The organism is Achromobacter animicus, from assembly GCF_040775605.1.
GTDB lineage: Bacteria > Pseudomonadota > Gammaproteobacteria > Burkholderiales > Burkholderiaceae_B > Achromobacter > Achromobacter animicus.
Window position 1 is genome coordinate 1,554,016 of the sequence record NZ_JAYGJK010000001.1, and the last position, 16,700, is coordinate 1,570,715.

Annotated in this window: 11 protein-coding genes and 1 pseudogene; 3 read left to right on the forward strand and 9 right to left on the reverse strand. The window is 66.1% G+C overall.

The features are described from left to right. Positions 1 to 45: 45 nt before the first annotated feature. Together AB3147_RS06985 and AB3147_RS06990 are read right to left on the reverse strand one after the other, a co-directional pair. On the reverse strand, positions 46 to 783 hold the full coding sequence (locus AB3147_RS06985) for a fimbria/pilus periplasmic chaperone (RefSeq protein ID WP_367351619.1): 738 nt from the start codon (positions 781 to 783) through the stop codon (positions 46 to 48). Between the two features lie 81 nt (positions 784 to 864). After that, on the reverse strand, positions 865 to 1,404 hold the full coding sequence (locus tag AB3147_RS06990) for a fimbrial protein (protein WP_367351620.1): 540 nt from the start codon (positions 1,402 to 1,404) through the stop codon (positions 865 to 867). A 170-nt stretch (positions 1,405 to 1,574) separates the two neighbouring features. Here AB3147_RS06990 and AB3147_RS06995 point away from each other — a divergent pair, with 170 nt between their 5' ends. Continuing rightward, entirely contained in the window at positions 1,575 to 2,687 is a 1,113-nt protein-coding gene (locus AB3147_RS06995) for a hypothetical protein (RefSeq protein ID WP_367351621.1), read from the forward strand. A 25-nt stretch (positions 2,688 to 2,712) separates the two neighbouring features. Here AB3147_RS06995 and AB3147_RS07000 read toward each other — a convergent pair whose 3' ends face one another. From AB3147_RS07000 to mdeB, 3 genes are all read right to left on the reverse strand, one after another. Further along, positions 2,713 to 3,165 carry a DUF2214 family protein gene (locus AB3147_RS07000; RefSeq protein ID WP_367351622.1) on the reverse strand — a complete coding sequence of 151 codons (453 nt, stop codon included), beginning with the start codon at positions 3,163 to 3,165 and terminating at the stop codon, positions 2,713 to 2,715. Positions 3,166 to 3,264: 99 nt separating this feature from the next. Continuing rightward, positions 3,265 to 5,565, reverse strand: coding sequence for an NADP-dependent malic enzyme (locus AB3147_RS07005; protein WP_175122888.1), 2,301 nt, complete (start codon positions 5,563 to 5,565; stop codon positions 3,265 to 3,267). A gap of 237 nt (positions 5,566 to 5,802) precedes the next feature. After that, positions 5,803 to 8,490, reverse strand: coding sequence for an alpha-ketoglutarate dehydrogenase (gene mdeB, locus AB3147_RS07010; RefSeq protein ID WP_367351623.1), 2,688 nt, complete (start codon positions 8,488 to 8,490; stop codon positions 5,803 to 5,805). A 211-nt stretch (positions 8,491 to 8,701) separates the two neighbouring features. Here mdeB and AB3147_RS07015 point away from each other — a divergent pair, with 211 nt between their 5' ends. Then, positions 8,702 to 10,753, forward strand: coding sequence for an OPT family oligopeptide transporter (locus AB3147_RS07015; protein WP_367351624.1), 2,052 nt, complete (start codon positions 8,702 to 8,704; stop codon positions 10,751 to 10,753). Between the two features lie 9 nt (positions 10,754 to 10,762). Here the strand turns inward: AB3147_RS07015 and AB3147_RS07020 are convergent, their stop codons facing one another. The 4 genes and pseudogenes from AB3147_RS07020 to AB3147_RS07035 form a co-directional block, all read right to left on the reverse strand. After that, complete coding sequence (locus tag AB3147_RS07020; RefSeq protein ID WP_367351625.1) at positions 10,763 to 12,004, reverse strand: M20 family metallopeptidase; 1,242 nt, start codon at positions 12,002 to 12,004, stop codon at positions 10,763 to 10,765. Positions 12,005 to 12,008: 4 nt separating this feature from the next. Then, positions 12,009 to 13,262: pseudogene (locus AB3147_RS07025) on the reverse strand (hydantoinase/carbamoylase family amidase); the annotation flags it as partial. 68 nt (positions 13,263 to 13,330) lie between these two features. Continuing rightward, positions 13,331 to 14,275, reverse strand: coding sequence for an allantoinase PuuE (gene puuE, locus AB3147_RS07030; RefSeq protein ID WP_367351626.1), 945 nt, complete (start codon positions 14,273 to 14,275; stop codon positions 13,331 to 13,333). 119 nt (positions 14,276 to 14,394) lie between these two features. Further along, positions 14,395 to 15,303, reverse strand: coding sequence for a LysR family transcriptional regulator (locus tag AB3147_RS07035; protein ID WP_367351627.1), 909 nt, complete (start codon positions 15,301 to 15,303; stop codon positions 14,395 to 14,397). 147 nt (positions 15,304 to 15,450) lie between these two features. Between AB3147_RS07035 and AB3147_RS07040 the strand changes: the two genes are divergently transcribed. Beyond that, entirely contained in the window at positions 15,451 to 16,692 is a 1,242-nt protein-coding gene (locus AB3147_RS07040; RefSeq protein WP_367351628.1) for an MFS transporter, read from the forward strand. The last annotated feature ends 8 nt before the right edge of the window (positions 16,693 to 16,700 follow it).

Sequence of the window (16,700 nt, forward strand, 5' to 3'; positions counted from 1 at the left end):
CAGACAGCCGGCCGGTCGATCCGGGCCGGTAATGCTTGTGTCGTGCTAGGTGGCGCTGACGGACCGGGCGCCTTTGACCGCGCCGCCATGGTCATTCAGGAAGCGGTACGTGACTTCGGCATTTGCGCCCTGGACCACGTCGCCCACAAGGGGAAGGATCTTTTTTTCGCCCGGGGCAAGCATGTCCCCGTCGGTGAACTTTGCGCGCTTGCCGTTGCTTGCCACATTCACTTCGATGAAGGTGACGTGATACGGCGTGGGATTGGTGGCTTCGATGGCGTTGCGGTTGCCGGACTTGACCAGGCGCCAGCTGACTTGCGAGGGCGCGTCCTCGGCCTTGCCTTTGAGCCCTGCGGGCCGGTAGAACAGCTTGATGCGCGAGCGGAATGCCATCTGCAGCAGGTTCTGGTTGGCTTTGTCCTTGGGCGGAATTTCCAGCACGTTGAGCCAGAATACGGACTCTTTGTCCTGGACCATCGGTTCGCCCGTGTGCATCAGGCGCAGGGTCTGGCCCTTGCCCTGGTCGATCCGGGTGACGGGCGGGGTCACGATAAACGGCACCTGGATGGATCCCGGCGCCGCCTTGGCGTCGCCCTTGTCGATCCAGGCCTGGGTGAGGGCGGGCTGGCTGCCTTCGTTCTTGAGCTTGACGTTGACTTCCGCCTGCCCGGCCTCGTAGATGATGCGAGTGCCGCCAATGACGACGGATGCGGTGGCCGGCGCTGCGGCGGAAATACAGCCTGCCAACGCGGTGGCGGCAATGACTACGTTGAATGGGTTCATCGGATTCCTCGGACTATAACGGTGGGTCTTGACTACTGATCCGGGCGGCTTCAAGGCATTGCAGAGGCCAAGCCTGGCGGCTTATTGGTAAATGATGGTGTATTTGGCGGTGGCGGTTACGTGGCCGGCGCTGGCCTGACCGAGTGCGAAATACTGGGCCAGGTAATTGAGCGAGGCCTCGCCGCTGCTCAGGGAAACGGCTTTGGAGTTCTGGGCTTCGTCGGCCACCGTGACGTTGATGGGCGTTGCGTCGCCATTCAAAAGGCGGACTTCAACGTTGTTTGCGCCACCCGCGCCGATTGTCAGATTGCCGGTTGCGGCATTGCCATTGGAGCCGGGTTCGAAAAGGGTGTGGACCGTGCCCGTGTCCGGGGTGCACGCCGTCAGTCGGATGGTGAAAGGCGTGGTACCGGCCGTTTGGCCTGCCGTGGTCGGGGCGTCGACGCCGACCGAGGGCATGAGCACGTTGAAATTCTTGTTGCCGCTGCCGTTGCCGTCGATGGTGCACGTGTTGGCGGAGATTGCGCCGGTGAAGTTGATCGTGCCGTCGGCGGCGAACGCCAGTTGCGAAGTGGAAGCGAAGGCGCTGATGGCCAGCGCAATGAACACCTTGGATTTCATGATTTGATGTCTGTCAAAAAGGGCCGAAAAACGATTTGCCGACGGTGTTTTTCAGCGGTTCAGGGTGTGTTTCCGTCGACAGGGGTCATTACATTCGGTCTGAGAAGTGGTGTCTTTAATAAAATTCTGATAATTCGCCACAGAGTAATTTTGCGGATAGCATCACCGCCATGATTCCGATAGCACTTCCCAGCGCCAGTTTTTTCATCTTGCTTACCGCCGGCTTCTTCGCAGGACTATTGCTGCTGGGATGGGGGCTGGTTCTGGCAATCAGCCGCGGCGCGCGGCGCACGGTTCGCAAATACTGGAAGACGTCGGCGTTGCTGTGCGTGGCACTGTTGGTGCCATTCGGCTTTTATGCGTGGTTCCAGGCCATGATGTGGCAGATCGAGCGGGAGATCGAACGCGGCGAAGCGGCACGCAATGTGACGTTGCAGCAGGCTACGACAGTGAGCGGTGTCACGATGCCTGCCGGTACGCGGTTGAAACTGCAGGACGAAGGAAAACTCGACACCTACGTCGAGGCCAGCTTTCCGCAGGCGGTGTCCATGCTGGGCGTGAACGCGACGTTCGTGCGGCGTTATCTCGATGCCGAATACGAGAAGGACACGTATGCGCTGCTGGGCAGGCATCCGCGATCAGTCATTCTGCGCGGCGCCGGTGTGCAGGACGTGCAGAGCTGGCGTTGCGATGCCACGCAGGACATCGAGTTCGACGTGATGCCCGATGGCGCCTTGAAGGCGTTCGGACAATGTGTGCTGGCGGACGGCAACCGGGCCGCAGACCTGGAGATCGCGCCGGGGGCTGTGCTGCGAGGGTCTGACGGCACCGTCTATACCGATGGTTCGCGCGACCCGGACCGTTGGCGGGTGAGCGTGAATGGCATGACTGCCGTGCAGGTGTTCGGGCTTTACCTGAGCCGGCCGAGCCTTTATCTGGATGCGTCGCGCGAAGTGCTGCGGGTCACGGATGCGGAGCTCGCCTGCAGCACCCCGTTCGGCGGGCTGACCTACCCCGCCGGCACGCAATTCAAGACTGCGCGGCGCAAGGCCGCGGGCGAGCGCGAACCGTATCCCGGTGTGCTGGTTTTTTCGCCGTGGAACGGGCAGGCTGCCAAGCGCGCCGGCCATGAGGATGTGCCCGAGGGCAAGTCCGTCTTGCAGACGCTGCAAGGCGAGGTCGTGGACATCGTGGACAACGAAGCGGCGGGCGTGATCCGCTTCGATACCTTCATCATTGACGGCAAGGAGCCGGAGCGCCCGGCCCGGGCGCGCTGCCCCTGAGCGGGCGCGTCAGCCGCCGGATGCGTCAATAGCCGATGCCGCGCGCCATCAGCACCGCGAAGAGCGGCAGGAAGATGAACAGGTGCGAGGCAATCATCACCCAGCGCCGGGCGCGCTTGATCTCGGGCAAGGCGGGGACGAACTCCGGCTGCTGGCGACGTTGCTTTGCCCAGCGCAGGAACGTGAGCGTGGGCGGGATGGAACAGAGCGCGATGACGACAGAGAGCGAGATCTTGGCGTGGAACCAGGGGTTGCCCATGTAGAACGCCGCGCCTTTGGCGCCCAAGGTCAGCCGCAGCACGCCGGTGACCAGGACCAGGATTGCGGACACGCCGTAGAGGCGGTCGTAGATGATCAGGCGCTTCACGCCGGCCGGCGTCAGGTCAGGCCGTATCAGGACGGCTTCGGCGGTCAGGACCACCACGAGTACGAAGATCGCCAGATAGTGGAACCAGGCATACATTGCATCGGCCAGCATGTCGTCTCCAGGGTAAAGGACAAGCTAGGTTTTACCATCCCGAAATAAAACGGGCGCCCCGTTCAGGGGCGCCCGCTTGTCTGCAGCGAGACGGTGCGATCAGCGGCGGCGCTTCTTGGCTTCTTCAGCGGCTTCCTGCTGCGCGTCCACCACGGCCAGCGCCGTCATGTTGACGATGCGGCGCACGGTGGCGCTGGTGGTCAGGATGTGCACGGGACGCGCGGCGCCCAGCAGGATCGGACCCATCGCGACGCCATTGCTGCCGGTCATCTTCAGCATGTTGTACGTGATGTTGCCCGTGTCCAGATTGGGCATGACCAACAGGTTGGCGCGGCCCTTCAGCGTGCTGTCCGGGTAGGCCAGGACGCGGATCTTTTCGGACAGGGCGGCATCAGCGTGCATTTCGCCGTCGACTTCGAGATCGGGCGCGCGGTCTTGCACGATCTGGCGCGCGGCGGCCATCTTGCGCGACGATTCCGTGACGCGGCTGCCGAAGTTCGAGTGCGACAGCAGGGCGATCTTCGGCACGACGCCGAAACGCAGCATTTCATCGGCGGCCTGGATGGTGATGCTGGCGACTTCGTCGGCCGACGGGTTCTCGTTGACGTGCGTGTCGGTGACGAACAGCGTCTGGTCGGGCAGCATCAGCACGTTCAGGGCGGCGTACGTCTGGCCTTCCTTCTTGCCGATGATTTCGTCGATGTACTTGAGCTGGTTGTCGTACTTGCTGGCCACGCCGCACAGCAGCGCGTCGGCGTCGCCACGGCGCAGCAGCATCGCGCCGATCAGCGTGTTGTGCTTGCGGATCATCGCCTTGGCGATGGCCGGCGTCACGCCTTCACGGCCCTTCAGCTGGTAGTACGCGTTCCAGGTTTCATTGAAGCGGCTGTCGTCTTCGGGATCGACGATCTCGAAGTGCTGGCCGGCGACGAGGCGCAGCCCGGCCTTCTGGATGCGCATCTCGATGACGGCGGGACGGCCGATCAGGATCGGGAACGCCAGCTTTTCGTCGGCGACCGTCTGCACGGCGCGCAGGACGCGTTCGTCTTCGCCGTCGGCGTAGATGACGCGCTTGGGCGCCTTCTTGGCCTGGGCGAACAGCGGGCGCATCAGTTGGCCCGAGTGGTACACGAAGCCCATCAGCTTCTGGCGGTAGGCTTCGATGTCTTCGATGGGACGAGCGGCGACGCCGGAGTCGGCGGCAGCTTGTGCCACGGCCGGGGCGATCTGCACGATGAGGCGCGGATCGAACGGCTTGGGGATGATGTACTCGGGGCCAAACGACAGTTCCTGGCCGGCGTAGGCGCGGGCCACTTCATCGTTCTGCTCGGCCTGCGCCAGATCGGCGATGGCCTTGACGCACGCCAGCTTCATTTCTTCGGTGATGCGCGAGGCGCCGGCATCCATGGCGCCGCGGAAGATGAAGGGGAAGCACAGGACGTTGTTGACCTGGTTCGGGTAGTCCGAGCGGCCGGTCGCGATGATGCAGTCGGGGCGCGCGGCCTTGGCGACTTCGGGGCGGATTTCGGGTTCCGGGTTGGCCAGGGCCAGGATCAGCGGACGGTCGGCCATGGTCTTGACCATGTCGGCGGTGAGCACGCCGGCGGTGGAGCAACCCAGGAACACGTCGGCGCCATTGACCACGTCGGCCAGCGTGCGCGCGTCTGTCTTTTGCGCGTAGCGCTTCTTGTTGGCTTCCATGTTTTCGTCGCGGCCGTCCCAGATGACGCCGCGCGAGTCCACCACGAAGATGTTTTCGCGCTTGATGCCCAGGTGAACCAGCAGGTCCAGGCAGGCGATGGCGGCGGCGCCAGCGCCCGAGCACGCCAGCTTGACCGAGCCGATGTCCTTGTTCACGACCTTCAGGCCGTTCAGGATGGCGGCCGACGAGATGATGGCGGTGCCGTGCTGGTCGTCGTGGAAGACGGGGATCTTCATGCGCTCGCGCAGCTTCTTCTCGATGTAGAAGCATTCGGGCGCCTTGATGTCTTCAAGGTTGACGCCGCCCAGCGTGGGTTCCAGCGCCGCGATGATGTCGACCAGCTTGTCCGGATCGTTCTCGGCCAGTTCGATGTCGAACACGTCGATGCCGGCGAATTTCTTGAACAGGCAACCCTTGCCTTCCATCACGGGCTTGGCGGCCAGCGGGCCGATGTTGCCCAGGCCCAGCACGGCGGTGCCGTTGGTGATCACGCCCACGAGGTTGCCGCGCGACGTGTACTTGGAGGCGGCGTCGTCGCCCTGGTCGAAAATGGCCATGCAAGCCGCAGCCACGCCGGGGGAGTAGGCCAGGGACAGGTCGTCCTGGTTGGCCAGGGTCTTGGTCGGGGTGACCGAGATTTTGCCGGGAGTGGGATAGGCGTGGTAGTCCAACGCCAGTTTGGTGAGAGTTTCGTCCATGGGATCGGGGCCTGAAAGGGCTAACGGAAAAAAAACAGGGATGAAAAATCGGGATGACAAAAGGCGGGCTCGCGGCCCGCCGTATTCTTTGCGAAATGCTTGGGGAACACCCGTATTTCACCAGAAAGCGCGGGTGCTTGGTTGCTGCACTGCAGCGAGTGTTCGCGTTGGTTAGCTTTTAATCAAGCAAACACCAGCGCTGCATCGGTCCGATGGTCGAGATTCGATGGACGAGAGTCAGACCTCCCAGGGCGGCGCCTGGCGGCTGCCGGCATTCAGGGATTCGCGCAGTGCGCGCGTGTCGTCCTGCCTGCCCAGGCTGTCCAGGGCGTACAGCACGATCCAGTCCGCGCTGACCTCGAAGAAATCGCGCAACCGGGCCCGGGTGTCGCTGCGGCCGAACCCGTCGGTGCCGAGCGTGCGGTAGGGCGCGGGCACGTACGCGCGGATCTGTTCGGGTACGGCGCGCACGTAATCGCTGGCGCCGATCACGGGCGCGTCGCTGCCGCCCAGGCAGGTGCGCACCCAGTCCTGATCGTCGGGCGCGTCCAGACCCAGCACGCGTGCGCGCTCAGCCTGGCGGCCGCTGCGGGCCAGCTCGGAATAGCTGGTGACGCTCCAGACCTCGGCGTCCACGCCGAATTCGTCCTGCAGGCGGGTGGCGGCCATCTCGGCCTCGCGCAGCATGGGGCCGGCGGCCAGAAGGCGGACCTGAGCCTTGCCGCGCGCGGGCCGCAGCCGGTACAGGCCGCGCAGGATGCCTTCGCGCGTGGCCGGGTCCTCGGGCATGCCGGGTTGCGCCAGGTTCTCGTTCGTGACGGTCAGGTAGAAGAATTCGTCGCGTTGCTCGTCCAGCATGCGGCGCATGCCGTGTTCGACGATGACGGCGACCTCGTAGGCGTAGGCCGGGTCGTAGGCGCGGCAGTTGGGGACGGTGGCGGCCATGATGTGGCTGGAGCCGTCCTGGTGTTGCAGCCCCTCGCCGCCCAGCGTCGTGCGGCCCGACGTGGCGCCGATCAAAAAGCCCCGGGTGCGCTGGTCGGCGGCCGCCCAGATCAGGTCCCCGATGCGCTGGAATCCGAACATCGAGTAATAGATATAGAAGGGCAGCATCGGCAGGCCGTTGACCGAATAGCTGGTGCCGGCCGCGGTCCATGACGAGATCGCGCCGGCCTCGGTGATGCCTTCTTCGAGGATCTGGCCGTCGCGCGCCTCGCGGTAGTACAGCACCGAGCCGATGTCCTCGGGTTCATAGAGCTGGCCTTGCGCGGAATAGATGCCGATCTGCCGGAACAGGTTGGCCATGCCGAAGGTGCGGGCTTCGTCGGCAACGATGGGCACGATGCGCGGGCCCACGGTGGCGTCTTTCAGCAGCGCGGTGAGCATGCGCACGATGGCCATCGTGGACGACATTTCCTTGCCGTCTGCGGCCAGGGCGAAACGCGCCCATTGGTCTGCGTCCGGCGGCGCGAGCCGCGGGGCCTCGGCGTTGCGGCGGGGAATGTAGCCGCCCAGCGCGGCGCGGCGCGCCTGCAGGTGGCGCAGCTCGGCGCTGTCGTCGGCGGGCCGGTAGAACTTGAGCGCCAGGCAATCGGCGTCGGAAATCGGCAGCGCGAAGCGGTCGCGGAAGGCGAGCAGCGCCTCGTCGTCCAGCTTCTTCTGCTGGTGGGTGGTCATCTTGCCCTGGCCGGCCGTCCCCATGCCGAACCCCTTCTTGGTCTGCGCGAGGATGACGGTGGGCTGGCCGCGATGGCGCGCGGCGCGGTGGTAAGCCGCGTGGATCTTCACCATGTCGTGGCCGCCCCGGCTCAGGCGGTCGATGGCTTCGTCCGACCAGTCGGCCACTAGTGCAGCCAGTTCGGGATTCTGGTTGAAGAAATGGGCGCGGTTGAAGGCGCCGTCGTTGGCCGCGAAGGTCTGGAACTGGCCGTCCACGGTGTTGGCGAAGGCGCGGGCCAGCGCGCCGCCCGTGTCCCGGCGCAGCAGGGCGTCCCAGTCGCTGCCCCAGACCAGCTTGATGACGTTCCAGCCGGCACCCGCATACAGGGTTTCCAGCTCGTCGATGATGCGGCCGTTGCCACGCACCGGGCCGTCCAGGCGTTGCAGGTTGCAGTTGACGACGAAGATCAGGTTGTCGAGCTTTTCGCGCGCGGCCAGCGTGAGCGCGGCGATGGATTCGGGCTCGTCCATTTCGCCGTCGCCGAAAATGCCCCACACCTTGCGGTCGGCGCCGGGCACGAGCGAGCGGTGCTCCAGGTAGCGCATGAAGCGCGCCTGGTAGATCGCGTTGATGGGGCCGATACCCATCGAACCCGTGGGGAACTGCCAGAAGTCGGGCATCAGCCACGGGTGGGGATAGGACGACAGGCCTCGCAGGCCGCGCGTGGTGGCCGTGATTTCCTGGCGGAAGTGCGCCAGGTCATCTTCGCCCAGAAAGCCCTCCAGGAAGGCGCGCGCGTACACGCCGGGCGCAGAGTGCGGCTGCATGTAGACGATGTCGCCGGGATTGCCGTCCGAGCGTGCCCGGAAGAAATGGTTGAAGCCGACCTCGAACAGGTCGGCGGCCGACGCGTAGCTGGCGATGTGGCCGCCGAGTTCGCCATGCGCCTGGTTGGCGCGCACCACCATTGCCAGCGCGTTCCAGCGGTTGATGCGGGCGATGCGCTCTTCGACGGCCAGATTGCCGGGAAACGGCGGTTCCTGGTCGGCGGGAATGGTGTTCAGGTACGCGGTGCGGGTCTGGCTGTTGGCGCGCAGGCCGAGCGAGGCGGCATGACCCAGCACGCTGTCCAGCACATAGCCGGCACGATCGGCCCCGTCCGCCTCCAGCAGGGACTGCAGCGCTTCGCGCCATTCGGCGGTTTCTGCGGGGTCGGCGTCGTCTTGGCGGGCCGATGCGGAAAGAGGCTGGCGAGGGTCGAGCATGGTAAGTCGTCTCCTGTTTTTATCCTCATCCTAGACCCATGCGCCAGGCATGAGGCATCGAAATTCCCGGGCAAATCCTGCGCTTTCAGCATAATCTTTCGCCAGGGTCCCGCGCCACGGCAGGTTCTACCGCCGCATCGTGCTTACGGCTGGTGACCACGGTGTGGACGGCCAGGCGCTAGAATTCGCGGCTATCAATAGGGAGAAACCCATGACTGAGCCCATCCGCGTTCCGCCGGAGGTCACGCTGCCGGAGCTGACGTTCCGCGGCGTCCTGCTCGGCGCGCTGATCACCGTCATCTTTACCGCCTCGAATGTGTTCCTGGGGCTGAAGGTGGGCCTGACGTTTTCGTCCGCCATCCCGGCGGCGGTCATCTCGATGTCCGTCCTTCGCATGTTCAAGGACGCCAACATCCTTGAAAACAACATGGTGCAGACGCAGGCTTCGGCGGCCGGCACGCTGTCGGCCATCATCTTCATCCTGCCGGCGCTGGTCATGATGGGCCACTGGCAGGGCTTTCCGTTCTGGCAGACGCTGGGCATCTGCGCGGCCGGCGGCATGCTGGGCGTGATGTTCACGATTCCGTTGCGTCACGTGATGGTGGTGCAGAGCAACCTGCCGTATCCCGAGGGCGTGGCGGCGGCCGAGATTCTGCGCGTCGGCAGCGCCGAGCGCGCGCAGGACGAGTTGCAGGACGCAGCGGGCGCCTCGGCCAAACCCGCCGCCACCGGCATGGGCGACATCGTCGCCGGCGGTATCGCGGCGGCCGTGGTCAGCTTTGCGGCCAACGGCCTGCGGGTCCTGGGCGACAGCGTGAGCGGCTGGTTTGCTTTGGGCGGCGCGGTGTTCCGCCTGCCGATGGGCTTTTCGCTGGCGCTGCTGGGCGCGGGCTATCTGATCGGCATCGTTGCCGGGCTGGCGATGCTGACGGGCCTGGTGATTGCGTGGGGCATCGCGGTGCCCATCCTGACCGCCATGGGCGACATGCCCGCCGGGGCGACGCTGGCTTCGTACGCCACAGGCTTGTGGTCCTCGCAGGTGCGCTTCATTGGCGCGGGCGTGATCGCCGTGGGCGCGATCTGGACGCTGGCGACGCTGTTCGTGCCGATGGCGCGCGGCGTAAAGGCGTCGTTTTCGGCGCTGACCAAGGAGGGCGCCGCACGCGCCGGGGCGGCGCCGCGCACAGAGCGTGACCTGTCGGCCGGCTGGATCTCGGCGGTGACGCTGGTGCTGGTGGCGATCCTGGTCTTCACGTTCCAGGTGTTCCTGTCCGGCACGCCGCTGTCGGCGGGCGCCATCTGGAAGCTGGTGGCCTATGCGGTGCTGTTCGCGTTTGTGTTCGGTTTTCTGGTGGCGGCCGCCTGCGGCTACATGGCGGGCCTGGTGGGCTCGTCGACCAGCCCGATCTCCGGCGTGGGCATCGTCGCCATCGTGCTGGTGTCGGTGCTGATGCTGGGCGTGGGCGGCGATCTGATGGCGCTGGAAAATGGCGTGCAGATGGCGATCGCGCTGGCGATCTTCAGCACGTCGGCCGTGGTGGCGGTGGCGTCCATTTCCAACGACAACCTGCAGGACCTGAAGACCGGCTGGCTGGTGGGCGCAACGCCGTGGCGCCAGCAGGTTGCGCTGCTGATCGGCTGCGTCGTGGGCGCGGCGGTGATCTCGCCGGTGCTGGAGCTGCTGTACAACGCGTACGGTTTCGCGGACGCGATGCCGCGCGAGGGCATGGACCCGTCGCAGGCGCTGTCGGCGCCGCAGGCCACGCTGATGCTCGCGATCACGCGCGGCATCTTCACCCACCAGCTCAACTGGACCATGATCCTGATCGGCATGGCTGTCGGCGTGGGGCTGATCGTAGTGGATGAAATTCTGAAGCGCACGTGCAAGGTTGCGCGCATCCCCGTGCTGGCGGTGGGCATCGGCATCTACCTGCCGCCGACCGTGGCCGCGCCCATCGTGGCGGGCGCGCTGCTGGCGTGGCTGCTGGAAGGCGCGCTGCGCCGCCGCGCTGCCGCCGCCGGCCAGCCCTATGACAGCTACGCCGAAGCGGCCAACCGCCGCGGCGTGCTGCTCGCTTCCGGGCTGATCGTGGGTGAGAGCCTGGTGGGTGTGCTGATGGCCGCGATCATCGGGGCAGCGGGGTCCGAGGCGCCGCTGGCGATCGTTGGCGAAGACTTCGCCGGCATGGCGTCCTATCTGGGGCTGGCCGTGTTCGTGCTGGTGGCGGTGCTGTTCTGGCGCCGGGTGATGCGGCTGGCGTAGAGCAGGGTGTCAGACACCCGTGCCGGGTTGCAGCAGATCTGCCAGCGTACGCGCGATGACCTTCGTCGCGCGGCGCAGGTCTTCCAGAACGACACGTTCGTCGCTCCGCTTGGCGTGCGATTCCAGCACCGTGCGCGGGCCTGCGCCGTAGATCACGCCGGGGATGCCGGCCTCGGCGTATAACCGCACGTCGGTGTACAGCGGCGTGCCCATCGCCGGGATGGGTTCGCCGAACACGGCCTCGCCGTGTTGCTGGATGGCCTGCACCAGCGGCTGCGCGCCTGGCAGCGGGCGCATCGAATTGGCCAGCAACAGCCGCTTGATGTCCACGCGGATGCCGGGACATGACGCTGCGGTTTCCTCGATGATGCGCCGGATGCCGGCCTCGACCTCGACGGCGTTTTCTTCGGGAATCATGCGGCGGTCCAGCTTGAAGCTGACCTTGCCCGGCACCACGTTCGTGTTGGTGCCGCCTTCGATCCGGCCCACGTTCAGGTACGGATGCGAGATGCCCGGCACCTGCGACGTGATCTTGCGGTACTGCGCGTTCTGCGCATACAAGGCATTCAACAGCGCGACGGCGCCCTGCAAGGCGTCGACGCCGCTGCTGGGAATGGCGGCGTGGGCCATCTTGCCGTGCACCGTTACCTCCATCTGCAGGCAGCCGTTGTGCGCGGTGACGACTTCATAGCTGAAGCCCGCCGCGATCAAGAGGTCGGGACGCGTCAGCCCCTGCGCGAGCAGCCAGCCGGGACCGAGCAGGCCGCCGAATTCCTCGTCATACGTGAAGTGCAATTCCACCGCGCCGCGGGTCGGCTTGGCGATGGCTTCCAGCGCCCGCACGGCGAACGTGAAGCTGGCGAAGTCGCTCTTGCTGACCGCGGCGGCGCGGCCGTACAGGCTGCCGTTGTCGATCTCGGCGCCATAAGGATCGTGCGTCCAGCCGTCTCCGGGCGGCACCACGTCGCCGTGGGCGTTGAGCGCGATGCGCGGGCCCTCATCGCCGTATTCGCGCCGCACGATGAGGTTGGTGATGGACTGCATGCCGTAGTCCTGCACGGCCTGCGCAGGCACGGGATGCGCTTCGGCCTCAAGACCAAAGCCTTGCAGCAGTTCCGCGGTGCGCACGGCGTGCGGCGCGTTGTTGCCGGGCGGCGTGTCGGTGGGCACGCGGACCAATTCCTGCAGGAGGCGGACTTCTTCGTCGAAATGGGCGTCAACCCAGGCGTCGAGTCGGGCGTAATCGGTCATGGCGTTATGTCGAGGTTTCGTTGGCCAGCGCATCGAGCAGGCCCAGCATGGCCTGCGCGGCAAGTTCGATGTCGTCGCTGGTGGTGGATTCGTTGGGGTTGTGGCTGATGCCGTTGTTCTGGCCGCGCACGAACAGCATGGCTTGCGGCATGACCTCGTGCAGTTTCATGGCGTCGTGGCCCGCGCCGCTGGGCATGCGGTGCACGGGTACGCCCAGCGCGTCGACCGCGCGTTCCCAGCGCTGCTGCCAACGCGGATCGCTGGGCGCGGCGGCGGCGCGCATGGTTTCCTCCAGCGCATAACGCAGGCCGCGCCGCTTGCAGATGGCGGCCAGTTCGGCCAGCACGTCCTCCGCCAGCGCGTCGCGCTGCGTATCGCTGGGCGCGCGCAGGTCCAGGCTGAATCGGCATTCGCCCGGCACGACGTTGATCGACCCGCTGGGCACCTCAAACATGCCCACGGTGCCGACCGAGTCGCCATCGCGGGCGGCGCGCCGTTCGACAAACAGCGCCAGTTCGGCGGCGGCCACGGCGGCGTCGCGCCGGCGGTCCATGGGCGTCGTGCCCGCGTGGCTGGCCAGACCCAGGATCTGCACTTGATAGCGCACGCAGCCGTTGATCGACGTGACGACGCCCAGTGGCAGCCCCAGTTCGTACAGCACGGGGCCTTGTTCGATGTGGACCTCGACAAAGCCCAGGTAGCGGGCCGGATCGCGCCGCAGGCCGGCAATGCCGTCGATGTCCAGCCCCGCGTGCAGCATGGCGTCGCGCATGGTGATGCCGTCGGCGTCCTTCTGGTCCAGCCATTCAGGCTTGAAATCGCCGATCAGGGCGCCCGACCCCAGGAACGTCGCGCGATAGCGCTGGCCTTCTTCTTCGGCGAAGGCGATCACCTCCACGTCGAAGGGCAGCCGGCGGTTCTGGCGGTGCAGCGCGCGCACGCAGGCCATGGGCACGAAGATGCCGAGCCGGCCGTCGTACTTGCCGGCGTTGCGTACCGTGTCGAAATGGCTGCCCGACATGAGGACCGGTGCGCCGGGCTGCGCGGCACGGTAACGCCCGACCACGTTGCCGACGGCATCGATGCCGACCTCGTCAAAGCCGCAGTCCTTCATCCATTGCGAGATGCGCGCGGCGCAGGCGCGGTGCGCGTCGGTCAGATAGGTGACTGTGAGTTGGCCTTTCTCGGCGTAGCCCGGATCGCTGTAGACGCTGAGCGCCTCGTGCCAGTCCCAGATGTCCTTGCCCATTCCGGGTTCGCCGACGCGCTGGCGCGGGCTCGGCTCGGCGTTCGGATCGTTCAGATTGTTGGTCATGGTCGTCCTGTTCAACGGTCGGGGGTGTAGGGGTGCGTGGCTTTCCAGTGACGCGCAATGTCCAGCCGGCGGCAGATCCAGACGCGGTCGTGGCGTGCGATGTGATCCAGAAAGCGTTGCAGGGCGACGATGCGTCCGGGGCGGCCCAGCAGGCGGCAGTGCATGCCGATGCTGAGCATCTTTGGCGCCTCGGTGCCTTCGGCATAGAGCGCGTCGAAGCTGTCTTTCAGGTACTGGAAGAAGGGATCGGCGTGCGAATAGCCCTGCGGCAGCGCAAAGCGCATGTCGTTGCAGTCCAGCGTGTAGGGCACGATGAGCTGCGGCGCGGTCGAGCCATCGGTCTTGCGGACCTGCATCCAGAAGGGCAGGTCGTCGCCGTAGTAATCGCTGTCGTATTCGAATCCGCCGTCGTCGGCGACCAGCCTGCGCGTGCGCGGGCTGTCGCGTCCGGTGTACCAGCCCAGCGGGCGCGTGCCGGTCAGCGTGGTGATGGCGTCGATGGCCAGCCGCATGTGCTCGCGTTCGGTGGCTTCGTCCACGTCCTGGTAATGGACCCAGCGCCAGCCGTGGCAGGCGATCTCATGGCCCAGTTCCACGAAGGCAGCCGTCAGGTCGGGGTGGCGTTGCAGGGCCATGCCCACGCCGAACACCGTCAGCGGCAGTTGCCGCTTATCGAATTCGCGCAGGATGCGCCACACGCCCGCTCGTGACCCGTATTCGTAGATGCTTTCCATGCTGAGATGCCGGTCCGGATAGCTGGCGGGGTTGAACATCTCGGACAGGAACTGCTCGGAGCCAGCGTCGCCATGCAGCACGCTGTTCTCGCCGCCTTCTTCGTAGTTCAGCACGAACTGCACGGCGATCCGCGCGTTGCCCGGCCACTGCGCGTGCGGCGGATTGCGTCCGTAGCCGACGAGGTCGCGGGGGTAGGGCAGCGTGGTGTCGTAGAGGGGCATCGGCGGTCGCAGGAAGGGGGATGATCGGTCGCGTGAAGACGCGGGTCTAATCATGTATACAAAGTATGTACATCAAATACCAGCCGCCGGCCATCGGCGAATGCCCTACGCCGCGGTTCTCATACTGGCGCGGCGTCGCGCTCCTTGAACAATTCCTCGCCCATGAAGTCGATAAATACCCGTAGCTTGGGCGCCAGATGCTTGCTGGACGCCCACAGCAGCCGGAATGTGCCTTGGTGTTCGACATGGGCGTCCAGCACCGAAACCAGTTCGCCACGCTGCAAGGCAGGCCGCACCAGAAAATCGGGCAGGCACGCGATGCCCAGGCCTGCGACTGCCACATCCAGGAGGGCCGCGGACGTGTTGCACACCATCGACGCGGGCACTGTCCATTCGGGCATGCCTGCGTCGCGCTTCAGCGGCCACGGTTCAAGCTTGCCGATGCTGGGGAATCGGTGCTGCAGGCAGGCGTGATGCTGCAGGTCGGCCGGACCGCGCGGCGTGCCGCGGCTGGCCAGATAACCCGGCGCGGCGACAAGCAGCAAACGATAGTTGCCGACCGGGCGCGACACCAGCCGCGAGTCCGTCGGCTCGCCCGTGCGCATCACGATGTCGAAGCCTTCGTTGATGACGTCTACCAGACGATCTGAAAAATCCACGTCCAGTTCGATCGCGGGATAGCGGTGCATGAACGCGGTCAACGCCGGCATGACCAGCATGCCGACGAGCGGAAGGCTGATGCGCAATCGGCCTTGCGGCGCCTGGCGCGTTTCGGAGAGTTCGAGTTCGGCGGACTCGAGCTCGCACAGGATGCGCCGGCAACGTTCCAGGAAAACGGCGCCTTCGGCGGTCAAGGTGATGCTGCGCGTGCTGCGATGGAGCAGGCGCACGCCCAGGCGTGTTTCAAGCCGGCAGACGCTCTTGCCCACCGCCGACGCCGACACGCCCAGATGGCGGGCGGCTTCGGAATAACTGCGCATTTCGGCGGCTTGCACAAAGGCGGCAATGGCACTGAGCGATTCAACCATGATGCGATTCAGGACAATTTGTCCGATATGTTTTGAACACCGGCATTATTGTCCCGGACCGCACTTGCCGCCAACATGGCTGCCTTCCCACAACACGTGCCGGCGTCGGGGATTTCCACCCGCCGCCGGCCAATCAAAAGGCAGAACATGGCAGGTAATCAGGCGGCGGCCTCCGGCCCCGGCGCGCGCGAGGCGCGTCTTCCCATTGCAGCACTGCTGGCCCTGGCGCTGGCCGGTTTCGTCACGATCCTGACGGAAGCCCTGCCGGCCGGCCTGTTGCCGCAGATCAGCGCGGGGCTGGCTATTTCCGAAGCGATGGCCGGACAGCTGGTGACGATCTACGCGATCGGTTCGCTGGTGGCGGCGATACCGTTGACCGCCGCGACGCGAGGCGTGCGCCGCCGCCCGTTGCTGCTGGTCGCGATCGCCGGCTTCGTCATCGCCAACACCATCACGACGGTGTCCGCCAGCTATGTGCTGACGATGGCGGCGCGTTTCGTCGCCGGCGTGTCCGCCGGGCTGCTGTGGGCGCTGGCCGCGGGCTATGCTGCGCGCATGGTGCCGGAGCATCAGAAAGGGCGGGCCATTGCCATCGCGATGGTGGGCACGCCGTTGGCGTTGTCGCTGGGCGTGCCGGCGGGCACCTTCCTGGGCAACGTGGTGGGATGGCGCTGGTGTTTCGGCATCATGAGCGCGCTGGCGCTGATCCTGATGGCGTGGGTGCGCATCCAGGTGCCGGACTTTGCGGGCCAGGCTGCGGGCAAGCGCGCGCCGCTGCGCCGCGTCTTCACCCTGCCGGGCGTGCGCGCGGTGCTGTTCGTGGTGTTTGCATTCGTCCTGGCGCACAACATTCTCTATACCTACATCGCGCCGTTCCTGGCGGCGCGCGGCATGGAGGACCGCACGGACGTGATGTTGCTGGTGTTCGGTCTGTCGTCGTTGATCGGGCTCTGGGTCATCGGCGTTCTCATCGACAGCCACCTGCGCGCGATGACGCTGGCCAGCACGGTGCTGTTCGCGTTGTCGGCATTGGTCCTGGGCATCAGCGGCAATGATCCGGCCGTGGTGACCACGGCGGTGGCGGCATGGGGCCTGGCGTTTGGCGGGGCGCCGACGCTGTTCCAGACGGCACTGGCCAAGACCGCGGGCGAGTCGGCCGATGTGGCGCAGTCGATGCTGGTCACGGCCTGGAATCTGGCGATCGCGGGCGGCGGCGTCATCGGCGGCCTCCTGCTCGAAGGCGTGGGCGTCGCCGCCTTTGCGCCCGCGCTGGTGCTGTTGCTGGCGGCGACGCTGATCGTGGCGGCAGCGGCGCGCCGCCATGGGTTTCCCATGGCGGGCGGGCAGGGCTGCAATGTCAACGCAAGTCCCCGCAAGGCCACCCCGTGACGCCGAAT